The sequence below is a fragment of the Halorubrum sp. C191 genome (assembly GCF_002727095.1).
GTDB classification, from domain to species: Archaea; Halobacteriota; Halobacteria; order Halobacteriales; family Haloferacaceae; genus Halorubrum; species Halorubrum ezzemoulense.
In genome coordinates this window covers 110664-131420 of record NZ_NHNZ01000174.1, presented here as the reverse complement: position 1 = coordinate 131420, position 20757 = coordinate 110664, and the positions used below count along the sequence as shown (strand labels likewise).

Below are 20757 nucleotides of genomic sequence, written 5' to 3'. Positions count from 1 at the left end.
CGAGGACGCCGACGCTCGCGAGCCCCGCCAGGAGGTGCCGTCGCCTCACGCCGTGACCACCCGTCGGAAGTCGTCGACGACCCGTTCGACGTCGGTGGCCGGCCCGCGCGGGTACGCCCGCTCGACGATACCCCGCTTGTTGACCAGCAGGATGAGCCCGTAGTGCGGGAACGCGTACTCCAGGTTCTCGTACTGTTCGCCGTCCGTCTTCTCGATCTTGAGTCCGAAGTTCTCGTCCATCAGCTCCACGCCCGCCTCGTAGCTCTCCGGGCGGAGGAAGTGCCAGTTCCCGGCGTCGAGGTCGACGCCGCGCTGCCCGGCGTACTCGCGGAGCACGTCCGCCGTGTCGCGCTCCGGGTCGAAGGTGAGCGGGAGGAACGCGGCCTCGTCGCCGAACCCCTCTTCGGCGGCGACCTCCTGAACGCGGCGCAGCCGGAGGATGAGCGCCGGACAGACGCCGTCGGGGCAGTTGGTGTAGAAGGACGTCCACAGGAACGCGCGCTCGCCCTCGAACTGCGTCGTCGATATCTCCTCGCCCGCGATCGGGTCGGGAACGGTGAACTCGGGCATCTCGTCGCCGTGGATCGGGTGGACCGGCTCGCCGCGATTCTGTTCCGGCGGGCCGAGGATCGTCCCGTCGTCGCCGGAGTCGCCGAGGACGCCGGCGCAGCCGGCCGTGGCGGTCGCGCCGGCGGCGGTTCCGGTGGCGGCGAGCGATCGGAGGAAGTGGCGGCGCTCCATGTCGTTGCCCGAACTACGTAGTCGCTCGTAAATGAACCCCGCGGCTGGTTGCGCGCGGTGAACACGACCGCGACCGCCGCAGACCGGCGAGACGCCCCTGAGAGACGGCCGTACACGGAACATCTCCGATAGACGAACGTCCGGAACCTCCGTGGTACCGTGGCCCTCGCAAGGGTTATCTCCGAACGGGCTGTACGTTTATTCGCAATGGCAAACGGTAAGGTTGATTTCTTCAACGACACTGGCGGCTACGGTTTCATCTCGACTGACGACGGCGACCTCGACGACGACGAAGACGTGTTCTTCCACATGGAAGACGTCGGCGGCCCGGACCTCGAGGAGGGTCAGGAAGTGGAATTCGACATCGAATCGTCCCCCAAGGGACCCCGCGCGACGAACCTCGTCCGCAACTAACCCCCACGTAGCGGACAGCGCGTCCGCACGCACTACCGGATTTCGGCCGTCGTTCGACGCGAATGGCGCCTATCTCCGTTTCTCTCACACTTATCACACCCCGACGAGCGCCGGCTCTCTCCGACGGGGAGTGACTCATTTCGATGTGGGACGGCGCTCTCCCGACAGCGACGCGATCGACCGTTTAAATACGAGCGCGGGCAGATCACTTCACAGTGAGCGATCCGATCCCGACCGGCTGTCGCCCGGTCGACGAGCTGTTGGGCGGCGGCTTCGAGCGCGGCGTCGTCACGCAGGTGTACGGGCCGCCGGCCGCCGGGAAGACGAACCTCGCGCTCGCGGCCGCGGTAGAGGTCGCGGCCGGCGGCGACCGCGCCCTCTACGTCGACACCGAGGGGCTCTCGATCGATCGGTTCGAGCAGCTGGCCGCGGGCCGCGCCGACGACCCGGACACCGACGAGACGGTCGATTCGATCGCCTCGCGGCTCGTGATCTCCGAGGCGTACGACTTCGACGACCAGCGCGAGGCGGTGCGCGACGCCGAGGAGCTCGCCGAGGAGGTCGAGCTGATCGTGTTGGACTCCGCGACGGGCTTCTACCGGCTGGAGCGCGCCGGTGACACCGAGGGCGGCGAGTCGCTCCGGAAGGTCGCGAAGCAGGTGACGCACCTCCTCTCGTTAGCCCGCCGTCACGACATCGCTGTGATCATCACGAACCAGGTGTTCACCGACCCGGACGGCGACCGCGACCGCGCGCTCGGCGGGAACACCCTCAACCACTGGACCGGGGCCATCCTGCGCGTCGACCGGTACCGCGGTGGGAACCGCCGTGCCACCCTCGAGAAGCACCGGTCGAAGCCGGCCGGCGACACCGCGACCTTCCGGATCGTCGGCGACGGACTCGCCGAGGGCTCGGACGCGTGATCGGCGGGGAAGAATGAGACGCAGCGACGGAAACGCACGCCGGAGACGGTCCCGTCCCGGCGGTGCGGTCGGGGTCTGTCGACGGCGACGCGAAGCGCGCGTCCGCCGTCGCGGGTCGCTACCGACTTAGAGGTCGCCGAGCTTCCGGAGGAGCTGGCCGCGGTATTCTTCGTCAGCGTTGACGCCCTTGATCTCCAAGACGTTCCGCTCCAGCTTGTCGAGCGCGACGTGGAAGGCGTGTTCGGCGCCGTACCCCTCGCCGGAGCCGCCGACCTGACCCTCGTTGGTGCGGAGGCGGATCTGACACTGGATCAGGGGCGTGCCGCGGAGCTTCTCCTTGTGCGCGTGGAGTCGGACGTGCGCGTGGATGACGTGCATGTCCGCGTACTTGTCGGCGACCTGCTCGATGGACTCAACGATGTGTTCGCGGGAGGTCCCCTCCAACAGGTCGACGTTGGTGATCTGGACGTCCATCGAATCCTGTTCGGTGAACGTGAGCGCGCGCAGCACGTCGGTCTTCGTCACCATCCCGGCGACGGTGTCGACGCCCTCGGGCGTGACGACGAGCCCGGAGACGTCGTTGTCGAACATGCGCTCGACGACCGCCTGGGCGGTCTCGTCGTTCCGCGCGGTGACGACGGGGCTCGACATGATGTCGTAGACGGGGATGTCGAGCATCCGGTCGATGTCGCCCGCGCGGTCGCCGCTGCCCTGTCGCTCTTGGTCGCGGACGACGAACTCCACGATGTCGTTCGTGGTGACGACGCCGACGAGGTCGCCGTCGTCGCCGAGGACCGGCAGTCGGGAGACGCCGTTCTCGCGGAGGCGGTTGATGGCGCGCCCGACGCTCTCGGTCTCACCGATGCCGATCACGTCCTCGGTGGCGATCTGGCCGACGGTGATCGCGTCGAGGCTGTCGAGGACGGCCTCGAGGATCTGGTCGACCGTGACGATACCGAAGAGCTTCTCGCCCTCGTAGACGGGCGCGATCTTCACGTCGCCCTCGACGAGGAGCCGGGCGGTCTCGCGGACGTCCTCGTGACGGTCGACGGAGGGCGCCGGCTTCATCACCGCCGACACCTTCGTGTCGTCCTCCATGCGCGAGCGCATGAGCTGTTTCTCCCCGACGACCCCGGCGTACTCGCCGTCCTCGACGACGACGATCCCCTTCGGGTTCTCTCGCTCGAAGATAGAACGGACCTTGGCGAGACGCTCGTCGACGTCGACCTCGACGTATTCCGGCACTGCGATATCAGAGATGTTCATGGTCCGTTCTGAGAGTTCGACGGGACGGGTATTGAAAGTGCGGGAGTCATCGCGCTCGCCGGGGGCGGTCGTCAGCCGCGCGCAATCCGCCTGAAGGTATTTGAGCGTCGACGGCGAAGCGATCCCGTGAGGCTCTCGACCACGCTGATCGCCGTCGGCGTCGCGCTGATCGTGATCCCGCTCCCGGTACCGATCCCCTTCGTCGGCGTGATCGTCGGTGCGCTGGCGCTGCTCGCCGGGCTCTTCCTCCGGCTCTTCGGCGTCTGAGGCACCGACCGGCCGACGTGTGAAACCTTTTTGCCCGTTACCCACCCACGGCGATGCGTGTACGACGCCGTCGTCTTCGACAACGACGGGGTGTTGGTCGGGCGGACGCCGTTCGACACGCTCCGCGAGGCCGCCTGGGACGCCTTCGTGAGCCTCGGCGTCGAAGACCCGGACCTCGCCCACGTCGACGACGTCGCCGTCGGGGTCGACCCCGCCACCCTGGCCGACATCTGCGAGCGCTACGGCGTCGACCCGGCGGAGTTCTGGCGGGTCAGAGACGAGGTCGCGTCGGCGGCGCAGATCGACGCCGCCCGGGAGGGACAGAAGACGCCGTACGACGACGTGGACGTCGTCCGCGCGCTGGACGCCTCCCTCGGCGTCGTCTCCTCGAACCAGCAGGCGACCGTCGACGCGCTCTTGGACCACTTCGGGCTCGCGGACCACTTCGAGGTCGCGTACGGCCGCGACCCCTCGGTGGCCAGCCTCTCGCGGAAGAAGCCCTCGCCGTACTACATCGAGCGCGCCCTCGAAGACCTCGGCGCCGAGACGGCGCTGTTCGTCGGCGACAACGAGTCGGACGTGCGCGCGGCCGACAACGCGGGAATCGACTCCGCGTTCCTCCGCCGCCCTCACCGCCGGTCGACCGAACTGGACTGCCACCCGACCTACGAGATCGACGACCTCCACGACCTCGTGAGCATCTGCGGGCGAGCGCCGCCCGACGCCGACGGCGGGATCTGATTCGGCGTGTGACTCGCGACGGCCGCGCGATCAAAACGGACATGTGATCGGTCCCCGAAGCGCGAGCGATGCCCTCGCCCTCCGCGAGTCAGCCCCTCGACACAGACGCATCGGACGTGCGGTCCGTCGTCGCTCGCTACCGCCGGGCGGAGCGCGCCGTCGGCTGGACCCTCGCGCTGCTCGTCGTCGTCGCATTTCTCGCGGCGGTCGTCGCCATCTCGTTCTGGCCCGGCGTGGCGGTCGGCGCCGTCATCGTCGTCGCGCTCCGCGTGCCCGTGTTTCGACGGCGCGGCTCGACTCGCCTCCGGACGGACGCGTCGCCCGGAGCGGTCGTCCGGCGGTTCGGGTCGGCGAGACCGCCGAACCTCGCGTTCCAGTGGGGCGTCGCCGACGAGGTCCGGAGCGCCGCCGACACGGCAGCGTCGACCGACGCCGCTACCGACAGAAGCGCGCCCGGAACGGACGCAACCTACGAGTTCTCGTATCTCCTCGGCCTCAAGTCGGTCGAGCTCGACCTCTCCGTCGACGTGAGCGGGAGGGACGCGGTCGACGACGCCGCGGTCGGCGAGAGCGATTCCGACCACCCGCCGGTCGCGACGGTCGAGATAGAGGGGACGGCGGACGGTCGGCCGTGGGCCTCGTACGCGGCGACGGTCCGCGAGACGACCGACGGCGGGACCGTCGTCGACCTCGAACTGCGACCGACGCGCCGGTTCGGCCTCCGGCGGCTCCCGCAGGGGCGGGTCGCCGAGCGGTACTACGCCGAGGCGCTCGCCGCGCAGGGGTACGAGGTCGTCGAGCGGTCGGTGTCGATGACGCGGTGAACCCCGGTAGGACAACGGGACGAGCCGTCACGGTTCACGCGACGAGTTCCGTCTCGGGCGCGTCGACGACGGTCCGGGAGACGCCGTCGGCGTCGTCGGCACCGCGCAGGTCGACGCCGCGAAGGCGGAGCGCGAGCGCCGCGTCGTTCCGGGCCGCGGGCGACCGCGGTCGGAAGGCCGTCTCGACCGCGTCGCCGTCTTCGTCCTCGTGAACGACGACCACGTCGCCGTCCCTGAACTCGGCGCGCCGGACGTCTCGCAGCGGTATCTCCGTCCGCGCGTTCCGGACGGCCGAGACGCAAACCCCGGCGAACCCGGTCACGAGCCCGAACGCGGCGATCCCGCCACCAGTCCCGCCGCTGCCGACCCACTCCAGTAGCGTCCCGAGCGCGGCGATAGCGGCGGCGACCGCCGACCCCGAAACGTCGCGACCGATGGAGGGCGCTCGGCCGTTCGCGAGGGCCCGGAGCCCCTCGACGCACATGCGGTCGGGTCGGTTCCGGACGCGTATCTCGCCCGGGGTGACCGCGAGGCGTCCCGCGGCCGTCGGGAGCGACCACGCGCCGGTCCGGCTCATGCGGCGTCGGCGCCGACCACCGACGCGCCGCGCGAGCGCTGGAGGGCGGGTCGACGACTGTGTAAGGGGAAGGGAAACATGGGCGTCCGTACGAGGGCCGGGCTCGTAACTGCTGGCGTCAACTCACGGCCGCGAGCGCGGCCCCGCCGTCCAGCTCACACGGCGAGAGCCTTTAGTTCCCGTCCCGCGCACGTCGCGACATGGACCTCCCGCCGGTCGGTCTCGGAACGATGGGGATCGACGATCCGGGTGCGGTCGCGACGGCGCTCTCCGTCGGCTACCGCCACCTCGACACCGCTCGGATCTACGACAACGAGGCGGTCGTGGGCGACGGGCTCGCCGCCGGGCTGGCCGACGGCGACCTCGACCGCGGCGACGTGACCGTCGCGACGAAGCTCTGGACAGACGACCTCGCGGCCGGCGCGGTCGCGCCCGCGGCCCGCGAGAGCGCGGACCGGCTCGGCGTCGACGCGATAGACCTGCTGTACGTTCACCGCCCTCGCGGCGACTACGACCCCGAGACGACGCTGCCCGCCATCGACCGCGTGGGCGACGACGGACTCGTGCGGAACGTCGGCGTCTCGAACTTCGAGGTCGCGGACCTCGACCGCGCGATCGAGGTTCTCGGACGGCCGCCCGCGGCCCACCAGACCGAACTCCACCCGCTGTTCCTCCGACCCGAGCTACTCGGTCACGCCCGCGAACACGGGTATCCGGTCGTCGCCTACTCGCCGCTCGCTGGCGGTCGGGTGCGCGAGATCGACGCCGTCGCCGCGGTCGCCGAGGCGCACGACGCGACGCCCGAGGCGGTCGCGATCGCGTGGGCGGCCGCGAAGGAGCCGGTGGTGACGATCCCGAAGGCGTCGAGTGAGGCCCACCTCCGCGCCAACCTCGCGGCGGCCGACCTCGAACTGACCGACGCGGAGGTCGCCGCGATCGACGCCGTCGAGCGCGAGGAAGAGCTGTTCCCGGAGTAGCCGATCCACATATACGTATAACCTGGGAGTTATGAGAGACTCGATACGCATGATCCCGGTTCACTTTTACCGCGGGGACGACGAGAATCGCTCATGACGGAGATCATCGACGGGGAGGCGGTCGCGGCGGACGTGCGAGACGCGGTCGCCGACGAGGTGTCGCGGCTGTCCGACTCCGGGGTCGAGCCGGGCCTCGCCACGGTGCTGATGAGCGACGACCCCGCCAGCGAGACGTACGTCTCGATGAAACAGCGCGACTGCGAGGAGGTGGGCATCGAGAGCTTCCATGTCGAGATCGACGCGGACGCGCCCGCCGAGCGGCTGTACGAGACGATCGACGACCTCAACGACCGCGACGACGTTCACGGGATATTGGTCCAGCTCCCGCTCCCGGACCACGTGGACAAGCGGACCGTCCTCCGGCGGATCGCCCCCGAGAAGGACGTTGACGGCTTCCACCCGGAGAACGTCGGCCGCCTCGTCGCGGGCGACGCCCGGTTCAAGCCCTGTACCCCCCACGGCGTCCAGAAGCTGCTCGCCGCCTACGACGTGGAGACGGAGGGCGCGGACGCGGTCGTCGTCGGCCGCTCCGACATCGTCGGCAAGCCGATGGCGAACCTGCTGATACAGAAGTCCCCGACCGGCAACGCGACGACGACCGTCTGCCACTCCCGAACCGAAGACCTAGAGGGGGAACTGGCCGACGCGGACATCGTCGTCGCGGCCGCCGGCATCCCCGAGTTCGTCGACGGCTCAACCCTCAAAGAGGGCGTGACCGTGATCGACGTGGGGATCAACCGCGTCGACGCCGACACCGAAAAGGGGTACGAGCTGGTGGGCGACGTGGACTACGAGTCGGCGGAAGAAGTCGCGGGCGCTATCACGCCGGTCCCCGGCGGCGTCGGGCCGATGACGCGCGCGATGTTGCTGTACAACACGGTGAAGGCGGCCGGACTCCAGCGCGACGTCGAGGTCGACCTCGAGTAGCCGGGGCGGCGACGGACGCGCGCGGTCCCGCCGAAACCTCGCGGTCGTCGCTCGGTGGGGCGTCTGCCTACGTCTCGGGTCGCCACCGCCCCCCGATCTCGTCGCGAGGGTAGTCCTGGTACGTACCGTTCAGGAACGTCGTAACGCGTCCGTCCTCCTCGCTAAGCGTGATTCCCCAGAGGACGTCGTCGCGGAGCGACGTCTCCAAGGCGCTCATGTGTTTGGTCCCCATCCAGCCGGGGAACTCGAGGCCGTCGACGTCTTCGATCTCGCCGCGAGAGGGGTTCCGGACCCGCACCATCTGTCGCTGAACGGTACCGTCGCCGGTCACGATGACGGCCCCGTCTCGACTGAACGCCACGTCCCGGGCGACCTTCGTGAACGTATCACGCGACTCCGTGACAACGCGGCACCGGTCGACCGGCCACTCGTTGTCGCCGAGGGGGTCGGTGTAGTCGGCGAAGTTCACCTCGGCGACGATGAGGACGTAGAGACTGGGACCGCTCACGTACTGTTCGCCCCAGCCGTCGAATTCCATGCTCAGCGATTCGGCGGTGTACCTGATGTGATCCATCAGCTTCTGGCTCGTCGCGTACTTCCCGAGCACCTCGTCAAGCGCGTCCATGTGCTATATGTACACACGAAACAAACAGTGTTAAACTCTCTCTCGGTGACCCGACCGAACCTACCGGGGCCGTGACGCCGGACTCGCCGCTTCGAGACGCGATCCGACACTCGCATCCCGACCGCCCGCCCGTCGCCGCTCGTTCAGTCGTCGTCCGCTGCGGGGGCCCGGTTCCGGATCTCGATCCGTCCCTCAATTTCGGGGGCGATCCCGTGTTCGCGGGCGTAAGCGGCCAACACCTCGTACTGGATGTCCGCCTCGTCGACCCGATGACGCTGGCCGAGTGTCGGGTACTCGTGTTCGGAGTGGAGCAGGTACTCCGAGACGGCGACCGTGTAGCGCGCGTCCGGGTCGATGGGCTCGCCCCCGACGGTGGCTTCTAAGACCAGTTCGGCGTCGTCGTCCCAGACGACGCGGGCGTTCGAGACGTGGCCGTGCCACCAGTCGTCCTCGCCGAAGTCCACGTCGGGGGCGGCCATCTCGCGGAACACGTCGCTGAGCTCCGCGCCGGTGACCGACGCGAGCGCCACCGGCTCCTCGAACGGGATCAGGCTGATCAGGTCGGCCTTCGTCACGTCGCCCGTCCACGGGTCGCCCTGGCGGAGCCCGCCCGCGTTCGACAGCCCCACGTCGGCGTCGTGGACCCACCGGAACGCGTCCGCGACGAAGTTGCCGACGCGGCACTCCCCGCCGTGGACCACGTCGCCGGACCGCTCGATCGGTCGGTCGACGGTGTCGACGGTCTCGTCGAGGTCGGCCGCGGCCATCCGCTCGGCGAGCGCGTCGGCGAGCCCCGGCGCGGGGTCGGCCCCGTCGGGCTCGTGGAGCGTCGCGGTCGGCGGCTCGGAATCGAGGTCGATCTCGGCCACCGCCTCGCCGTTGACGCCGGGTCGGACGAGCAGGGTATCGTCGACGACCTCGTTCCGACGGCTGTGGACGTGGCCGCCGGCGATCGCGTCGACGTCGAGCTCGCGGGCGAGGTCGTCGTCGCCCGCGCCGAGGTGCGAGAGGACGACGACGTGATTGAGGCCCTCGTCGCCGCCCCCGCCTCTCTCGCGCTCGGCGACCGCGGCGCGCATCTCGGCCAGCGCGTCGCGCGCGGCCGAGACGGGGTCGTCGAACGAGAGGTCGGCGGCCATGGGGTTAAGCGAGTCCGTCGCGGGGTCGGTGACGCCGACGAACCCGACCGTCTCGCCGTCGACCTCGCGGGTTGCCCACGGGACGACGCCCTCGTCGCGGCCGAACGGCTCGCCGGCCTCGCCGCGGACGTTCGCGGAGACGAACGTCGCGGGCGAGTCGGCGACGAGGCCGCGGAGCGGGTCGGGACCGTAGTCGAACTCGTGGTTGCCGAACGTGTCGAGGGCGGTGTCAGTCACCTCGTAGAAGTCGAGGACCTGCCTGCCCGTCGCAACCAGCGAGAGGACGCCCGGCGCGGTCGTGTCGCCGGTGCCGACGACCGCGGCGTCGGGGCCCGAGAGCGCTCGGATCCGGCCGGCGAGGCGCGCCGCTCGCTCGGGGGCGTCGAAGACGTTCTCGATGTCGGAGTAGTGAACGAGGCGGACCATTCGTCGAGTCGACTGAGGGGCGAGCGACGCATAAAAAGCGCGGAGTGTCGCCGGGTCCGCCGCGGGCGGTGCGACGGCGACCGCGGTACGGCCGGTCCTGCCCGCGATCTCGCCCCGTGACTCCCGCTCGCACACGCGCGAGACATTGAAAGCGCTTTTATGGATGTCCTGACTACCACGGGGCACAGCCTCTGTGGGGTTGATGATGTGCCGTTCCGTTAGGGACCGACCACGGGACGGGCACGCGAGCCCGCACGGAGGATAGGTGAACAACATATGCCCGTTTACGTAGACTACGACACCCCGGCGGACCTCGCGGAGCGATCCCTCGAAGCGCTCGAGGTCGCCCGAGACACCGGTACCGTGAAGAAAGGAACCAACGAGACCACCAAGGCCGTCGAGCGCGGCAACGCCGACCTCGTCATCGTCGCCGAGGACGTCTCCCCCGAGGAGATTGTGATGCACCTCCCCGAGCTCGCCGAGGAGAAGGGGATCCCCGTCGCCTTCGTCGACACGCAGGACGAGGTCGGGCAGGCCGCCGGCCTCGAGGTCGGCTCGGCCGCCGCCGCCGTCGTCGACGCCGGCGACGCCGCCGACGACGTCGAGGACATCGGCGAGAAGGTCGCGGAGCTCCGATAACCTCCCATGAGCGCAGAAGAGGGCACCGGCGACTCGACGACCGCGGAGGTCATCGAGGTCGTCGGCAAGACCGGGATGCACGGCGAGGCCATGCAGGTCAAGTGCCGCATCCAAGAGGGATCGAACCAGGGCCGGATCATCACCCGGAACGTCCTGGGTCCCGTCCGTCTGGGCGACGTGCTCCAGCTGCGGGAGACCCAGCGCGACGCCGACTCCATCGGAGGCCGATAACCAATGGTCGAGACACGCACCTGCGATTACAGCGGTGAGGAGATCGAGCCCGGCACGGGCACGATGTACGTGAAGAAGGACGGACAGATCCTCCACTTCGTCGACTCGAAGGCGGAGAAGAACTACTTCCTCGGCCGCGAGGCGCGCGACGTCGAGTGGACCGAGGAGGGTCACCGGGCCGGAGGCGACGAGCAGTGAGCCACCACGACGAGCGCACCTTCGTGATGGTGAAGCCCGACGGCGTCCAGCGCGGTCTCATCGGCGAGATCGTCTCCCGCTTCGAGGAGCGCGGGCTCAAGCTCGTCGCCGGGAAGTTCGTCCAGCTCGACGAGGATCTCGCGAAGAACCATTACGGTGAACACGAGGACAAGCCGTTCTTCGACGGCCTCGTCGAGTTCATTACCTCCGGCCCCGTCTTCGCGATGGTGTGGGAGGGCGCGGACGCGACCCGGCAGGTCCGCGCGATGGTCGGCGAGACCGACCCCGCCGAGTCCGCCCCGGGCACGATCCGCGGCGACTTCGGCTTAGACCTCGGCCACAACGTGATCCACGCGTCGGACCACGAGGACGAGGGCGCGAACGAGCGCGAGATCGACCTGTTCTTCGACGACGAGGAGCTCGTCGACTACGACCTCGACACCGCCGCGTGGGTGTACGAGGACGAATCTCACTGACGCGGCTGCTCGCGGAGCGTCTACCGTTTCTCCGCTGTCCGATCCCGCACAGAGCTACCGCTCACGCGACACACCGCGTTTCCGGTGAATATTCGCGCTGAGTGCGGCGCAGTCGGTTGGTTTTGCTCTGCCTTGCCGGCATAAACTGCCGCCGAGCGCCGCTCCCGGAATCACGTGTCGACCGCGATCGCGGTCCCGTCGTCCGCGACGACGATCACCTCGTCACCGCCGTCGCCGGTGACGTCGGCGAACAGGGGACCGCCGTACGCGACGACCTCGGCGGGACCGCCCCGGGCGGTCACCTCGCCCTGTTGGGTCATCGCGAGGGCCTCGCCGTCGCGGTTGACCACCACGGGCGCGAGTTCGCCGTCGCCGTCGACGTCGCCCATGCGCGGCTCGTTGATCCGGGTCGAGGCACCGTACTGCTGTTTCCAGACGACCTCGCCGTCGAGGAGGTCGACGGCCCAGACGCTCCCGGAGCCGCCGACGTACACCCGTCCGGGGTCCGCATCGCCGATCGCGACCGGGAGATCCTGAAGGCCGACCTCGTACCGGTCCGAGCCGTCGCTCGTCTCCAGCGTCTCGATGTTCCCGTTGGCGCCGCCGAGCGCGAGCACTGGCCCGTCCCGGCTGTCCGCCGCGTTCCAGCTCAGCGGATTCACGGTCGGCTCGGTCGTCCATCGCGTCCCGCCGCTCGCGTCGAGCATGTGGACCGTCGCGGGGGCGCCCGCGGTCGTCAGCACCGCGATTCCGCCCCGCTCGTCGGCCTCAGCGTCCGGTTCGACGATGAGCGGTCGGCGGCTGATCTCGCCCGCCAGCGAGGCCTCGGCGACCGAGTCGCCCGCGGCGTCGACGACGCGAACGCCCCCGTCGGTCGTGACCGCGGCCACCTCCCGACTTCCGTCGCCGGTGAGGTCGCCGATCGCGGGGCGGACCCCGCTCGGACCGCCGAGGTCGACCGCGAACCGCTCCGTCCCGTCGGCGGCGTCGAGGACGACGAGCTCCCCCGGCGCCGTCGTGAGCGCGACGACCGGGTCGCCGGCGAGGGTGCCCGCGGTGAGCCCGCTGACGCCGACCGGGCCGTCGCCGTCGGAGCCGTTCGTGTCGCCGGCGTCCCCGCCGCCGCGCTCCGCGTCCGGGCCGGAGACCGGGACCGACCAAGGCGTCTCGTCGGTCCCGACGGCCGTCGCGCGGACGACCCGCGACCCGTCCTCGGCCGCGGGGCGGAAGAGGAGCGGCTCGCCGTCGACGGTCGCGACCGCCGCGCCGCTGCCGTCGTCGCCGGGCGCCGGCCCGGACTCCCAGACGATTGTCGTCTCGGTGGTGGCGTCGTCGACGCCGACGAACGCGAACAGCGCCACGCCCACCCCGGTCGCGCCGCCGGCCAGCAGGATCAGCGTCGCGAACAGGACGCGTCGGTCCATTTGAACCCCATTCGGGCGTCGCCGTAAAACGGTTGTCGGATGCGATCCCCTCGCCCTTGGCGTCCCGGTGCCTCCCGATCTCGGCGGCTTGGAGCCCCTCGCGCTACAGGAGTGTCACCACGTGGTCGTCGTGCGACGCGCCGACGAGGTCGCGCAGCGCCGCCGGGTCGCGCTCGCCGTCGGCGTTGACGAGGTAGGCGACGCCGTCACGGTCGCCGTAGACGCCGTGGAGATCGTACACGAAGCCGTACACGGTCGCGTCGGCCGCCTCGGCGCTGCCGCGGGCGAACGCGACCTGCTCGTGAACGTTGTACTCGACGAGCCGGTCGCGGACCGAGACACCGGCATCGCTCTCGGCGTCCTCGTCGGTCGTGCCGTCGACCGCCTCGCCGTCACCCTCGCCGACGACGGCCGGGTCGTCGAGCCCGGCCTCGACGATCGGCAGCAGCGCCTCGACGGCGGCGCGGACGCCCGGTTCGGCCGGGAACTCGCCGGTGCGCGCCGCCGCGAGCGCGGCGCCGACCGCGCCGCACCCGGTGTGGCCGACCACGGCGAGGACCTCGGTGTGGGTGTGCCGGAGCGGGTACGCCACGCTCCCGTCGAGGACGCGCTCGCCGTCAACGAGCGCGCTCACGCTGTTGCCGATGGCGCCGGAGGTGAAGAGGAACCCCGGCTCGTCGACGGCGAACATCCCCTCCTGTGACACGCGCGAGTCGGAACAGCAGACGGAGACCACGCCGGGGCGCTGGCCGTCGCGGTGGCTGTCGAAAACGTCGGGAGGGAGAGCGGCGACGTGGTCGTCGTTGCGGCCGAGGAGGTCGGCGAGTATCCGGCGGTCCATACCGTCCCGCCCGGCCGCGGGCACAAAAAACGCCGTGGCGCGGGGGGGCTTCTGACGGAGTCCTCCTGCCCGAACGGCCGGGACGGGTCAGGCGACGAGCCCGACCGCGGAGACCAGGATTCCGACGACGAACACCGCGAGGAGCGCGATCGTCGCGAGCACCACCGCGGGCGCGAGCGCCTCCTCGTTCTCGTCGACAACGAAGTCTTCCAAGCTCTGCATATCCGAGCCGTCGTCGCCGCGGGGTTTGAACGCTTCGACCGAGGCTCCGCTACCGGTCGAACCAGTCCGTCACCGGCCGAACCCGTCCGGTACCGGCCGAGTCACGCGGGGTCGTGACCGCTGCCGACGTGTCGGTGTCGTCGCGGCCGCTCCCTCGTCGCTCCGCTCGGTCATTCGTCGACCGCCCGGCTGCCGCGTTCGGGAACCGGCCGCCGACGTGTTTTTGTGCGTCGGGCGTGGCGGATCTGCCAAGATGCCACGCGAACAGTACCAGACGAAGCTCGAAGACCTCCGCGACGATGTCCTCTACATGAGCGAGGTCGTCGCCGAGCGCCTGCGGATGGGGCTCGACGCGCTCGAACAGCAGGACGAGGAGTTGGGCGAAGAGGTGATCGCCGGCGACGCCGAGATCAACGACCTCTACCTCGAACTGGAGGGACAGTGTACGGACCTCATCGCGCTCCAGCAGCCGGTGGCCGGGGACCTGCGGTTCATCGCGGCCTCGTTCAAGATCATCACCGACCTCGAACGGATCGCAGACCTGGCGACGAACCTCGGCGAGTACGCCAAGCGGGCCGACCGCGAGGTGTTCCCCGACGTCGACGTCCAGCGCATCGGCGACGACACGCTGGCGATGCTGGACGAGGCGATGGACGCGTACGCGGAGTCTGACGCAGAGCGCTGCTACGCCGTCGCCGAGTCGGACGACGAAGTCGACGCCGCCTGCGAGGCCGCGAGCGACCTCGTCGTCCGCGACCTCATCGAGCGCGACGAGCTCCGCGAAGACGAGGACGTGGAGGGTACCATGCAGAACGTCTCGCGGCTGCTCCTCACGATCCGCGACCTCGAACGGGTCGGCGACCACGCGGTCAACATCGCCGCCCGGTCGCTGTACATGATCGAGAACGACGACGAACTGCTGTACTGACCGAGATCACTCGGTCCGGGGACGCCCACCACGTACCGTCGCCCGCCCGCTGAGAACGCGTCGCCGAGCGGGACGCTCTCCCTGTGCTGTGTCCTTCCGGATCGAGACGAAACAGGCGTGGCTCTCGGCGCCGTCGCGTGGGCGGCCGCGCTTGCTCCGCTCGCCGGGTTCCGTGGCGAACCGATCTCAGTCGTCGGCGACGGCCGGCGTCGTCGCCGTTCCGGGGCGCGCTTCGGCCGCCGCGGGCGCCGGCGTCCATTCTAAGTCCTCTTCGTAGCGGAACGCGCGGTGGTCCCGCGTCGGGTCGACGACCGTCAGCGAGAGCCAGTCGTTGTCCAGCAGTCCGGCCACCGCCTCGTTGTCGGCGAGGATATCGGTGACGCGGTCGACGGGCGCGTGGAGGACCGTCGAGAGCCGCAGCGGCTGGTGGTACGCCGTGTCGGCGTCGGCCATGAGCGACTGGAGCGGAAGGCCGGTCATCAGGTCCCCGCCGTTGCCCTGATAGACGCCGACGTTGCCGACCGGGTTGTGGGTCACCTTCGACCCGCTGCCGTACGCGGCGTTGTCGACCGTCGAGAAGTAGTACTGCGCGTTGATCCACTGGGTGACGACCATCGGGCCCGTCAGTATCGCCTCCAACGCCGTTCCGTCGGGGTCGGTCGCCCAGTCGTACGAGTGGAGGAAGGCGCGCCCGTCGAGGTCGAGGTCGCTCGTCAGCGGCCGGGGCCCGACGACGAAGCCGGCGTTTCCGGCCAACCCCCACTCGGGGCGCGTCTCGGCCCAGTCTGCGGCCCGCCGTTCCGCCTCGCGCACGCCCGCCGCGCCCCCGGGTCCGGCCGAGTCGGCCTCGCCCGCCGGTCCGACCCGCTCGGCGGCTGCCGCCTCGCGGGCGGCGTCGAGGTCCGCGCGCAGCCGTTCGAGGTCCGCCGCGTGCGAGTCCGGTACGTCCCCGTCGTACAGCTCGACCTCGTCGGTCGTCGTGTTGTGTTCGGCGGCGAGGAAAACGGTGTCGTCGGGCACGTCGTGGCCGCGCTCGCGCAGTCCCGTCTTCACTTCGGGGTCGTTACAGATCGCCGCGAGGACGCGGGCGCTCGGGCCGCCGGGGTTGCCGGCGCAGGCACCGCAGTCCAGGCTGGAGTCGTGGGGGTTGTTTGCCGTCTCGGCCGCGTGGCCCGTGAAGACGACGAGGCGACCGAACTCCTCCCACCCCATCAGCTCGAACGCGGTCGCGGCGTACTCGACCTTCTCGTCGCGAGTCAGACCGGTCGGAAGCGCTCCGGGAGCGCCGTCCTGCCGGTGGACGCCCGGTTCGCAGAACTCGTGGTCGCCCGGAACCGCGTCGTCGGTCGTCGAGAGCAGGTCGTACACCCGGGCGGGAAGGAGCGTGCGCGCCGCGAGCGCGAGCCCGTAGCCGCTGCCGGCGCCCTCAACGAAGCTGAAGGCGGTCGCGGGGTTCGAGCGGAGCGTCTCGATCGCCTCGCCCGCGGCCTCGCGAGCGCGCGCCGTCGTCCGTCGGGATCTCGGCGACGCGGTGCTGCGGGTCGAGGATCGGGGGACAGGCGTCGATCGACACGTCGTCGTCGTACCCCTGGTACTCCATCGGGACGCCGAAGAAGCCGGCGTAGCCGTGCGTCTCGTAGTCCCCTGTCGCCTCGACGTGCCGACGGATCACCTCCGAGCGCGTGTCGATACAGAAGACCAGCTGGGCGTCCGGGCGTCCGGACGCGCCGCCGTCCGCGCGGGCCCCGCGCTCGCCGTGGCGGGCCTCGCTCTCGGCCGCGACCCGCTCGACGAGCGCGTCGCGGTACGTCGCCTCCCACGCGCTCAGGAACGCTGCCGCGATCTCGTCCTCCGCGTCGACGACCGGACCGTCGGACTCGGCCGGCGGGGCGAGGTCGATACCGAAGGCGTCCGCCAGCGCGAGCCGGGCCGCGAGGTACCCGGTCAGCGTGATCGGGTACGCGGACTGCCACGCGCCGCCGTCGTCGGCGCGGCGCTTGAGCAGCCCGGTCCACCCGGGGAGCGCGGCGAACTGCGCCTCGAAGATCGATTGCCACCGGTCGTCGGGATACGGCTCCAGCGCGGACTCGACGGCCGCCGTCGGCGACGCCGGGAGGTCGGCTGCGAGCCCCCGATCGGGGATCTCGTCGTCGTGCTGGGCGACCGACCGGAACGCGTCGTAGAACCCCGCCTCGCGGTTCGGCATCGACCACTCGGCCCGCCCCTCGTCGAGGAAGGCCGACAGCCACTTCGTCAGCACGCGGTCGACGCGCTCGGCGTCGGAATCCGGACGCGTCGCGGCGCCGGCGTCGCTCGGTTCGTCCGTCCCCTCGGCGGATTCCAGCCGGTCCAGCAGGGCTTCGGGACCGGCCTCGTAGCCGCGGTCGGTCAGGGTCTCGTCGAGCAGGTCGGCGTCGATCCGCCCCTCGTTGAGGGCCGTCCGGAACGTCGCCGCCCGCGGGTAGCCGCGGCCGCCGAGAAGGTCCGCCGCCCGGCTCACGGCCTCGTCGAACGGCCGGTCCTCGAAGCCGGCGAGGGGGTTCGCGGTCACGAACGAGTGGACCGGCCAGACCGACCCGACGGCGGTCGCGGCCGTCTCGATAGCGTCTCCGATGGCGTCTGCGTCGTCTTCGGTGGTGGATTCAGCGTTCATCGTATTCCTCCGTGGCGGTCAGGACGGTTTCCGGGGCGGGCTGCCCCGCGTTCAGCAGGGCGACGTAGAGGCGCTCGCTCCGTTCGTAGACGCCGGTCTCGATCGCGACGTACGCCGCGAGGAAGGCGACGCCGACGAGCGCGTGGAGCGCTGTCAGTTCGGTCGGCGCCGAGACGACGGGGAGCCCGGCGAGCAGCCCCGAGACGGCCTCGTACGCGAGCGCGTACACGGCGATGGCCGGGAGCGCCACCAGCGGGACGGCGCCGTAGCGGGCCGCCGTCGACAGACCGGTCTGCCGGACGGCGCTCCGGGCCGCGTGGAGCGTCGTGAGCGTGACGAACCCGGCGAGCAGCAGCCCGCTGTCGAGGCTCGTTCCCTTCCCCGTCAGGACCGCGAACGTCGCGCCGCCGGCGAGCCCGGTCAGCAACACGACGGCCGCACCCGCGACGCCCGTTCCCCCGAGTTCCGATTCGGTCTCCGTCGGGGCCGTGCGCTCGACCTCGTCGCCCGCGCTCAGGAAGTGGTACGCCTTGTAGAACCCGTGTAACACGAGGTGCGTCACGGCGGCGGCGAAGAAGCCGAGCCCGGCCTGGACGATCATAAAGCCCATCTGCCCGACGGTCGAGCAGCCTAGTTCGCCCTTGACGTCCGACCGGACGGTCTTGAGCAGCTTCCCGCCGAGGGCGCTCGCGGCGCCCGCGACCACGAGGGCGAGCATGAGCCCGGTTTCGGCCGTCACGACGGGCGCGAAGCGGGTCAGGAGGATGCCGCCGGCGTTGACGAAGCCGGCGTGCATCAGCGCCGACGCGGGCGTGGGAGCGGTCATCGAGGAGAGCAGCCACCCGTGGAACGGGACGAGGGCGGACTGGATCATCGCCGCGAGGACGAGCGCGCCCCCGGCGACGAGCAGCGTGGGGCCGCCGAGCCCGTCCGCGCTCGCGGCGATACCCGAGATCGTCGTCGCCTCGGTTGCCCGCCACAGCGTCAATAGGGCGACGCCGAGGAGCGCGCTGCTCGCGAGGAAGTGCCGCCGGGCGACGCTCGCGGCCGCGCGGGCCTGCGGCCAGCCGTCGACGGTCCCGATGAGCCGGGCCATCAAGAGCCCCATCGCCAGCCAGCACAGCCAGAACAGCGTGAGGTGGTCGGCCGCGACGAGCGCCATCACGGCGAGCGTGAACGAGAAGATCCCGAGGAAGAAGTCGGTCTCGTGGGCGCTCCCGGCCATGTAGCGCCGGGAGTAGCTGTGGACGATCCCGCTGAAGAACGTGACGACGGTCCACAGCAGGACGGTCAGTCCGTCGACGGCGACCGCGCCGGGCACCTCCCACGAGGCGCCGAGTCGGAGTCGGGCGACGAGGACGGCGACGCTCGCGGCGAACAGCGACCACGCGAGCCACGTCAGTACAGCGGAGACGAACGACGAGTCCGTCGTCTTCCGGAGCGCTCCGACCGTCGTCTTCGAGGTGGGTCCTGACATCGTTCGAGCGACCACGCGACCGGTCTCGACCCGCCGTCGGGTCGAGTCGCAACCCGGTCGTTGTCTACCCACTTTGAGAACATAACGTCTATTAAAGCTGTTTGTGTTCACAATTCGTTCGCAAGAACAGCATTATAGAACATTATGATTATCCTCTCGTGGGGGAGGGCCTGGCGAGTCCGCGGTCGCAAGTGAGCCCGTTCGGCGTCGCGACTCAGGAAACCATATCGGCTCGGAGTCCGGAGGACCGGTATGCGAGAACTCGCAGGGACCGTCCTGGTCGGGGAGTCGTTCGAGCCCGTCCGCGGACGCGTCGTCGTCGAAGACGGGCGGATCGACGCCGTCGAGGAGACGGACACCGACTCGACGGACATCGTGCTGCCGGCGTTCGTCAACGCGCACACCCACCTCGGAGACTCCGTCGCGAAGGAGGCTGCGGTCGGCCTGTCGCTCGACGAGGCGGTCGCGCCGCCGGACAGCCTGAAGCACCGGCGGCTGGCGGCCGCCGACCGCGACGAACTGGTGTCGGCGATGCGGCGGACGCTCCGGTTCATGCGTCGGACCGGCACGGTCTCCACGCTCGACTTCCGCGAGTCGGGGCCCGCCGGCGCGCGGGCGCTCCGCGAGGCGGCGGCGGAGACGGGCGTCGACCCGTTCATCTTCGGGAGCGGCGACCCGTCGGTCCTCGACGTCGCCGACGGCTACGGGGCCTCCGGCGCGAACGACGACGAGTTCGCCGCGGAGCGCGCCGCCTGCGAGGATCGCGGTCGCCCGTTCGCGATCCACGCGGGCGAGCCGGACGCGACCGACATCCACCCGGCGCTCGACTACGACCCGGATCTGCTCGTTCACATGGTCCACGCCGAGCCGGACCACTTGGAGCGCGTCGCGGACCAGTCGGTCCCGATCGCCGTCTGTCCGCGCGCGAACGCGGTCCTCGATGTCGGGACGCCGCCGATACGGGAGCTGCTCGACCACACCACCGTCGCGCTCGGCACCGACAACGCCATGCTGAACCAGCCGTCAATGTTCCGCGAGATGGCGACGGCGGCGAAGCGGTTCGACGTGACCGACCGGGAGGTGTTGCGAATGGCGACCGCCGCGGGCGCCGAAATCGCCGACCTCGACTGCGGGGCGATCGAGCCCGGGCGGCGGGCGGCCCTCCTCGTCCTCGACGGCGACTCCGACAACCTGTCCGGCTCGGAGGACCCGGTCCGTGCGGTCGTCCGGCGGGCGACCGGGCTCGACGTCGAGCGCGTCGTCGGTTAGTCCTCCGCCCCGTCCCGCCCGGCGTCGAACCGCCCGAACGGGGTCGTCTCGTGGGTCCGCACGAGGACCTCGTCGGCGACGGTGACGCCCATGTCGAGGAGCGCCTGCGCCACGGGCGTGATGTCGCTGTCCGACTCGCCGACGACGGTGACGAGGAGGTTCTGCTCGCCGGTGACGAGCTCCTGGACCGACACGACTCCGTCGATCGCGAGGATGTCGGGGATGAGTTCGCCGCGCTCCGGTATCGACGCGGTACAGTAGAGCAGCATCCGGAGCGGATACCCCGACCGCTGGTAGTCGACGCTGGCGCTGTACCCCTTGATCACGCCCTCGGACTCCAACCGCTGGATGCGCTTGCGGACGGTGCTGTCCGAGGTGCCGGCCCGCTCCGCGATGTCCCCGGACGACGTGTTCCGCGCGTCCGCCTGGAGCGCGTACAGGATCGCCCTGTCGACGTCGTCTATCGCGCCGTTGTCCATGTCTCGCCGGTAC

23 protein-coding genes and 1 pseudogene are annotated in these 20757 nt (G+C 70.5%); 13 read left to right on the top strand and 11 right to left on the bottom strand.

Annotated elements, in window-relative coordinates:
* Positions 1 to 45: 45 nt before the first annotated feature.
* Entirely contained in the window at positions 46 to 741 is a 696-nt protein-coding gene (locus tag Z052_RS16055) for an SCO family protein (protein ID WP_094520904.1), read from the bottom strand.
* 207 nt (positions 742 to 948) lie between these two features.
* Between Z052_RS16055 and Z052_RS16050 the strand changes: the two genes are divergently transcribed.
* Together Z052_RS16050 and radB are read left to right on the top strand one after the other, a co-directional pair.
* On the top strand, positions 949 to 1155 hold the full coding sequence (locus tag Z052_RS16050; protein ID WP_004595330.1) for a cold-shock protein: 207 nt from the start codon (positions 949 to 951) through the stop codon (positions 1153 to 1155).
* Between the two features lie 215 nt (positions 1156 to 1370).
* The gene (radB, locus tag Z052_RS16045; protein ID WP_086219108.1) at positions 1371 to 2078 is read left to right on the top strand and encodes a DNA repair and recombination protein RadB; all 708 of its coding nucleotides are present in this window, start codon (positions 1371 to 1373) and stop codon (positions 2076 to 2078) included.
* Between the two features lie 126 nt (positions 2079 to 2204).
* On the opposite strand, the gene Z052_RS16040 is transcribed toward radB, so the two are convergent.
* The gene (locus Z052_RS16040) at positions 2205 to 3344 is read right to left on the bottom strand and encodes a CBS domain-containing protein (RefSeq protein ID WP_094520903.1); all 1140 of its coding nucleotides are present in this window, start codon (positions 3342 to 3344) and stop codon (positions 2205 to 2207) included.
* A gap of 126 nt (positions 3345 to 3470) precedes the next feature.
* Between Z052_RS16040 and Z052_RS20610 the strand changes: the two genes are divergently transcribed.
* The 3 genes from Z052_RS20610 (at position 3471) to Z052_RS16030 (ending at position 5176) form a co-directional block, all read left to right on the top strand.
* Positions 3471 to 3611, top strand: a complete 141-nt coding sequence (locus tag Z052_RS20610) for a hypothetical protein (protein ID WP_176450672.1) — start codon at positions 3471 to 3473, stop codon at positions 3609 to 3611.
* 57 nt (positions 3612 to 3668) lie between these two features.
* Complete coding sequence (locus Z052_RS16035) at positions 3669 to 4352, top strand: HAD family hydrolase (RefSeq protein WP_049930835.1); 684 nt, start codon at positions 3669 to 3671, stop codon at positions 4350 to 4352.
* A gap of 68 nt (positions 4353 to 4420) precedes the next feature.
* Positions 4421 to 5176 (top strand): hypothetical protein, encoded by a 756-nt coding sequence (locus Z052_RS16030; protein WP_049930833.1) that lies wholly within the window; start codon positions 4421 to 4423, stop codon positions 5174 to 5176.
* A gap of 34 nt (positions 5177 to 5210) precedes the next feature.
* On the opposite strand, the gene Z052_RS16025 is transcribed toward Z052_RS16030, so the two are convergent.
* On the bottom strand, positions 5211 to 5753 hold the full coding sequence (locus Z052_RS16025; protein ID WP_094520902.1) for a hypothetical protein: 543 nt from the start codon (positions 5751 to 5753) through the stop codon (positions 5211 to 5213).
* 200 nt (positions 5754 to 5953) lie between these two features.
* Between Z052_RS16025 and Z052_RS16020 the strand changes: the two genes are divergently transcribed.
* Together Z052_RS16020 and Z052_RS16015 are read left to right on the top strand one after the other, a co-directional pair.
* A complete protein-coding gene (locus tag Z052_RS16020) occupies positions 5954 to 6730 on the top strand; it encodes an aldo/keto reductase (RefSeq protein WP_089308596.1) in 777 nt (258 codons plus the stop codon).
* A gap of 93 nt (positions 6731 to 6823) precedes the next feature.
* A complete protein-coding gene (locus Z052_RS16015) occupies positions 6824 to 7717 on the top strand; it encodes a tetrahydrofolate dehydrogenase/cyclohydrolase catalytic domain-containing protein (protein WP_049930829.1) in 894 nt (297 codons plus the stop codon).
* Between the two features lie 67 nt (positions 7718 to 7784).
* On the opposite strand, the gene Z052_RS16010 is transcribed toward Z052_RS16015, so the two are convergent.
* On the bottom strand, positions 7785 to 8342 hold the full coding sequence (locus tag Z052_RS16010) for a diadenylate cyclase (RefSeq protein WP_049930827.1): 558 nt from the start codon (positions 8340 to 8342) through the stop codon (positions 7785 to 7787).
* 143 nt (positions 8343 to 8485) lie between these two features.
* Positions 8486 to 9907, bottom strand: coding sequence for a bifunctional UDP-sugar hydrolase/5'-nucleotidase (locus Z052_RS16005; protein ID WP_094494560.1), 1422 nt, complete (start codon positions 9905 to 9907; stop codon positions 8486 to 8488).
* A gap of 276 nt (positions 9908 to 10183) precedes the next feature.
* Here Z052_RS16005 and rpl7ae point away from each other — a divergent pair, with 276 nt between their 5' ends.
* Genes rpl7ae through ndk form a run of 4 tightly spaced genes read left to right on the top strand, consistent with a single transcriptional unit; the run spans position 10184 to position 11451 of the window.
* Positions 10184 to 10546 carry a 50S ribosomal protein L7Ae gene (rpl7ae, locus tag Z052_RS16000; protein ID WP_004595322.1) on the top strand — a complete coding sequence of 121 codons (363 nt, stop codon included), beginning with the start codon at positions 10184 to 10186 and terminating at the stop codon, positions 10544 to 10546.
* Positions 10547 to 10552: 6 nt separating this feature from the next.
* Positions 10553 to 10777 (top strand): 30S ribosomal protein S28e, encoded by a 225-nt coding sequence (locus tag Z052_RS15995; RefSeq protein WP_004595321.1) that lies wholly within the window; start codon positions 10553 to 10555, stop codon positions 10775 to 10777.
* 3 nt (positions 10778 to 10780) lie between these two features.
* Complete coding sequence (locus Z052_RS15990) at positions 10781 to 10975, top strand: 50S ribosomal protein L24e (protein WP_049930824.1); 195 nt, start codon at positions 10781 to 10783, stop codon at positions 10973 to 10975.
* Positions 10972 to 11451: a nucleoside-diphosphate kinase gene (ndk, locus tag Z052_RS15985; protein WP_049930823.1), complete on the top strand. Its 480-nt coding sequence runs from the start codon at positions 10972 to 10974 to the stop codon at positions 11449 to 11451. The genes Z052_RS15990 and ndk overlap by 4 nt, the downstream gene beginning before the upstream one ends.
* A gap of 170 nt (positions 11452 to 11621) precedes the next feature.
* Here the strand turns inward: ndk and Z052_RS15980 are convergent, their stop codons facing one another.
* The 3 genes from Z052_RS15980 to Z052_RS21265 all read right to left on the bottom strand — a co-directional run bounded on the left by Z052_RS15980 (position 11622) and on the right by Z052_RS21265 (position 13938).
* The gene (locus tag Z052_RS15980; protein WP_094520900.1) at positions 11622 to 12875 is read right to left on the bottom strand and encodes a PQQ-binding-like beta-propeller repeat protein; all 1254 of its coding nucleotides are present in this window, start codon (positions 12873 to 12875) and stop codon (positions 11622 to 11624) included.
* 103 nt (positions 12876 to 12978) lie between these two features.
* Positions 12979 to 13716, bottom strand: a complete 738-nt coding sequence (locus Z052_RS15975) for a carbonic anhydrase (protein ID WP_094520899.1) — start codon at positions 13714 to 13716, stop codon at positions 12979 to 12981.
* 87 nt (positions 13717 to 13803) lie between these two features.
* Entirely contained in the window at positions 13804 to 13938 is a 135-nt protein-coding gene (locus Z052_RS21265; protein ID WP_254921774.1) for a hypothetical protein, read from the bottom strand.
* Positions 13939 to 14191: 253 nt separating this feature from the next.
* Between Z052_RS21265 and phoU the strand changes: the two genes are divergently transcribed.
* A complete protein-coding gene (gene phoU, locus Z052_RS15970; RefSeq protein ID WP_049930819.1) occupies positions 14192 to 14866 on the top strand; it encodes a phosphate signaling complex protein PhoU in 675 nt (224 codons plus the stop codon).
* Between the two features lie 186 nt (positions 14867 to 15052).
* Here the strand turns inward: phoU and Z052_RS15965 are convergent.
* Together Z052_RS15965 and Z052_RS15960 are read right to left on the bottom strand one after the other, a co-directional pair.
* A pseudogene (locus Z052_RS15965) lies at positions 15053 to 17519 on the bottom strand (DUF2309 domain-containing protein).
* Complete coding sequence (locus Z052_RS15960) at positions 17509 to 18996, bottom strand: proton-conducting transporter membrane subunit (protein ID WP_094520897.1); 1488 nt, start codon at positions 18994 to 18996, stop codon at positions 17509 to 17511. Before Z052_RS15960 ends, Z052_RS15965 begins: the two are co-directional and overlap by 11 nt.
* 252 nt (positions 18997 to 19248) lie before the next feature.
* Between Z052_RS15960 and Z052_RS15955 the strand changes: the two genes are divergently transcribed.
* On the top strand, positions 19249 to 20265 hold the full coding sequence (locus Z052_RS15955; protein ID WP_094494564.1) for an amidohydrolase family protein: 1017 nt from the start codon (positions 19249 to 19251) through the stop codon (positions 20263 to 20265).
* Here Z052_RS15955 and Z052_RS15950 read toward each other — a convergent pair.
* A complete protein-coding gene (locus Z052_RS15950) occupies positions 20262 to 20744 on the bottom strand; it encodes an Lrp/AsnC family transcriptional regulator (protein ID WP_049930813.1) in 483 nt (160 codons plus the stop codon). The genes Z052_RS15955 and Z052_RS15950 overlap by 4 nt on opposite strands.
* Between the last annotated feature and the right edge of the window lie 13 nt (positions 20745 to 20757).

Excerpts from the sequence above, each read along its gene's own strand:
- Z052_RS16055 (WP_094520904.1), bottom strand. The coding sequence starts at position 741 with ATGGAGCGCCGCCACTTCCTCCGATCGCTCGCCGCCACCGGAACCGCC.
- Z052_RS16050 (WP_004595330.1), top strand. The coding sequence starts at position 949 with ATGGCAAACGGTAAGGTTGATTTCTTCAACGACACTGGCGGCTACGGT.
- Z052_RS16040 (WP_094520903.1), bottom strand. The coding sequence starts at position 3,344 with ATGAACATCTCTGATATCGCAGTGCCGGAATACGTCGAGGTCGACGTC.
- Z052_RS16030 (WP_049930833.1), top strand. The coding sequence starts at position 4,421 with ATGCCCTCGCCCTCCGCGAGTCAGCCCCTCGACACAGACGCATCGGAC.
- Z052_RS16025 (WP_094520902.1), bottom strand. The coding sequence starts at position 5,753 with ATGAGCCGGACCGGCGCGTGGTCGCTCCCGACGGCCGCGGGACGCCTC.
- Z052_RS16020 (WP_089308596.1), top strand. The coding sequence starts at position 5,954 with ATGGACCTCCCGCCGGTCGGTCTCGGAACGATGGGGATCGACGATCCG.
- Z052_RS16015 (WP_049930829.1), top strand. The coding sequence starts at position 6,824 with ATGACGGAGATCATCGACGGGGAGGCGGTCGCGGCGGACGTGCGAGAC.
- Z052_RS16010 (WP_049930827.1), bottom strand. The coding sequence starts at position 8,342 with ATGGACGCGCTTGACGAGGTGCTCGGGAAGTACGCGACGAGCCAGAAG.
- Z052_RS16005 (WP_094494560.1), bottom strand. The coding sequence starts at position 9,907 with ATGGTCCGCCTCGTTCACTACTCCGACATCGAGAACGTCTTCGACGCC.
- rpl7ae (WP_004595322.1), top strand. The coding sequence starts at position 10,184 with ATGCCCGTTTACGTAGACTACGACACCCCGGCGGACCTCGCGGAGCGA.
- Z052_RS15995 (WP_004595321.1), top strand. The coding sequence starts at position 10,553 with ATGAGCGCAGAAGAGGGCACCGGCGACTCGACGACCGCGGAGGTCATC.
- Z052_RS15990 (WP_049930824.1), top strand. The coding sequence starts at position 10,781 with ATGGTCGAGACACGCACCTGCGATTACAGCGGTGAGGAGATCGAGCCC.
- Z052_RS15980 (WP_094520900.1), bottom strand. The coding sequence starts at position 12,875 with ATGGACCGACGCGTCCTGTTCGCGACGCTGATCCTGCTGGCCGGCGGC.
- Z052_RS15975 (WP_094520899.1), bottom strand. The coding sequence starts at position 13,716 with ATGGACCGCCGGATACTCGCCGACCTCCTCGGCCGCAACGACGACCAC.
- Z052_RS21265 (WP_254921774.1), bottom strand. The coding sequence starts at position 13,938 with ATGCAGAGCTTGGAAGACTTCGTTGTCGACGAGAACGAGGAGGCGCTC.
- phoU (WP_049930819.1), top strand. The coding sequence starts at position 14,192 with ATGCCACGCGAACAGTACCAGACGAAGCTCGAAGACCTCCGCGACGAT.
- Z052_RS15960 (WP_094520897.1), bottom strand. The coding sequence starts at position 18,996 with ATGTCAGGACCCACCTCGAAGACGACGGTCGGAGCGCTCCGGAAGACG.
- Z052_RS15955 (WP_094494564.1), top strand. The coding sequence starts at position 19,249 with ATGCGAGAACTCGCAGGGACCGTCCTGGTCGGGGAGTCGTTCGAGCCC.
- Z052_RS15950 (WP_049930813.1), bottom strand. The coding sequence starts at position 20,744 with ATGGACAACGGCGCGATAGACGACGTCGACAGGGCGATCCTGTACGCG.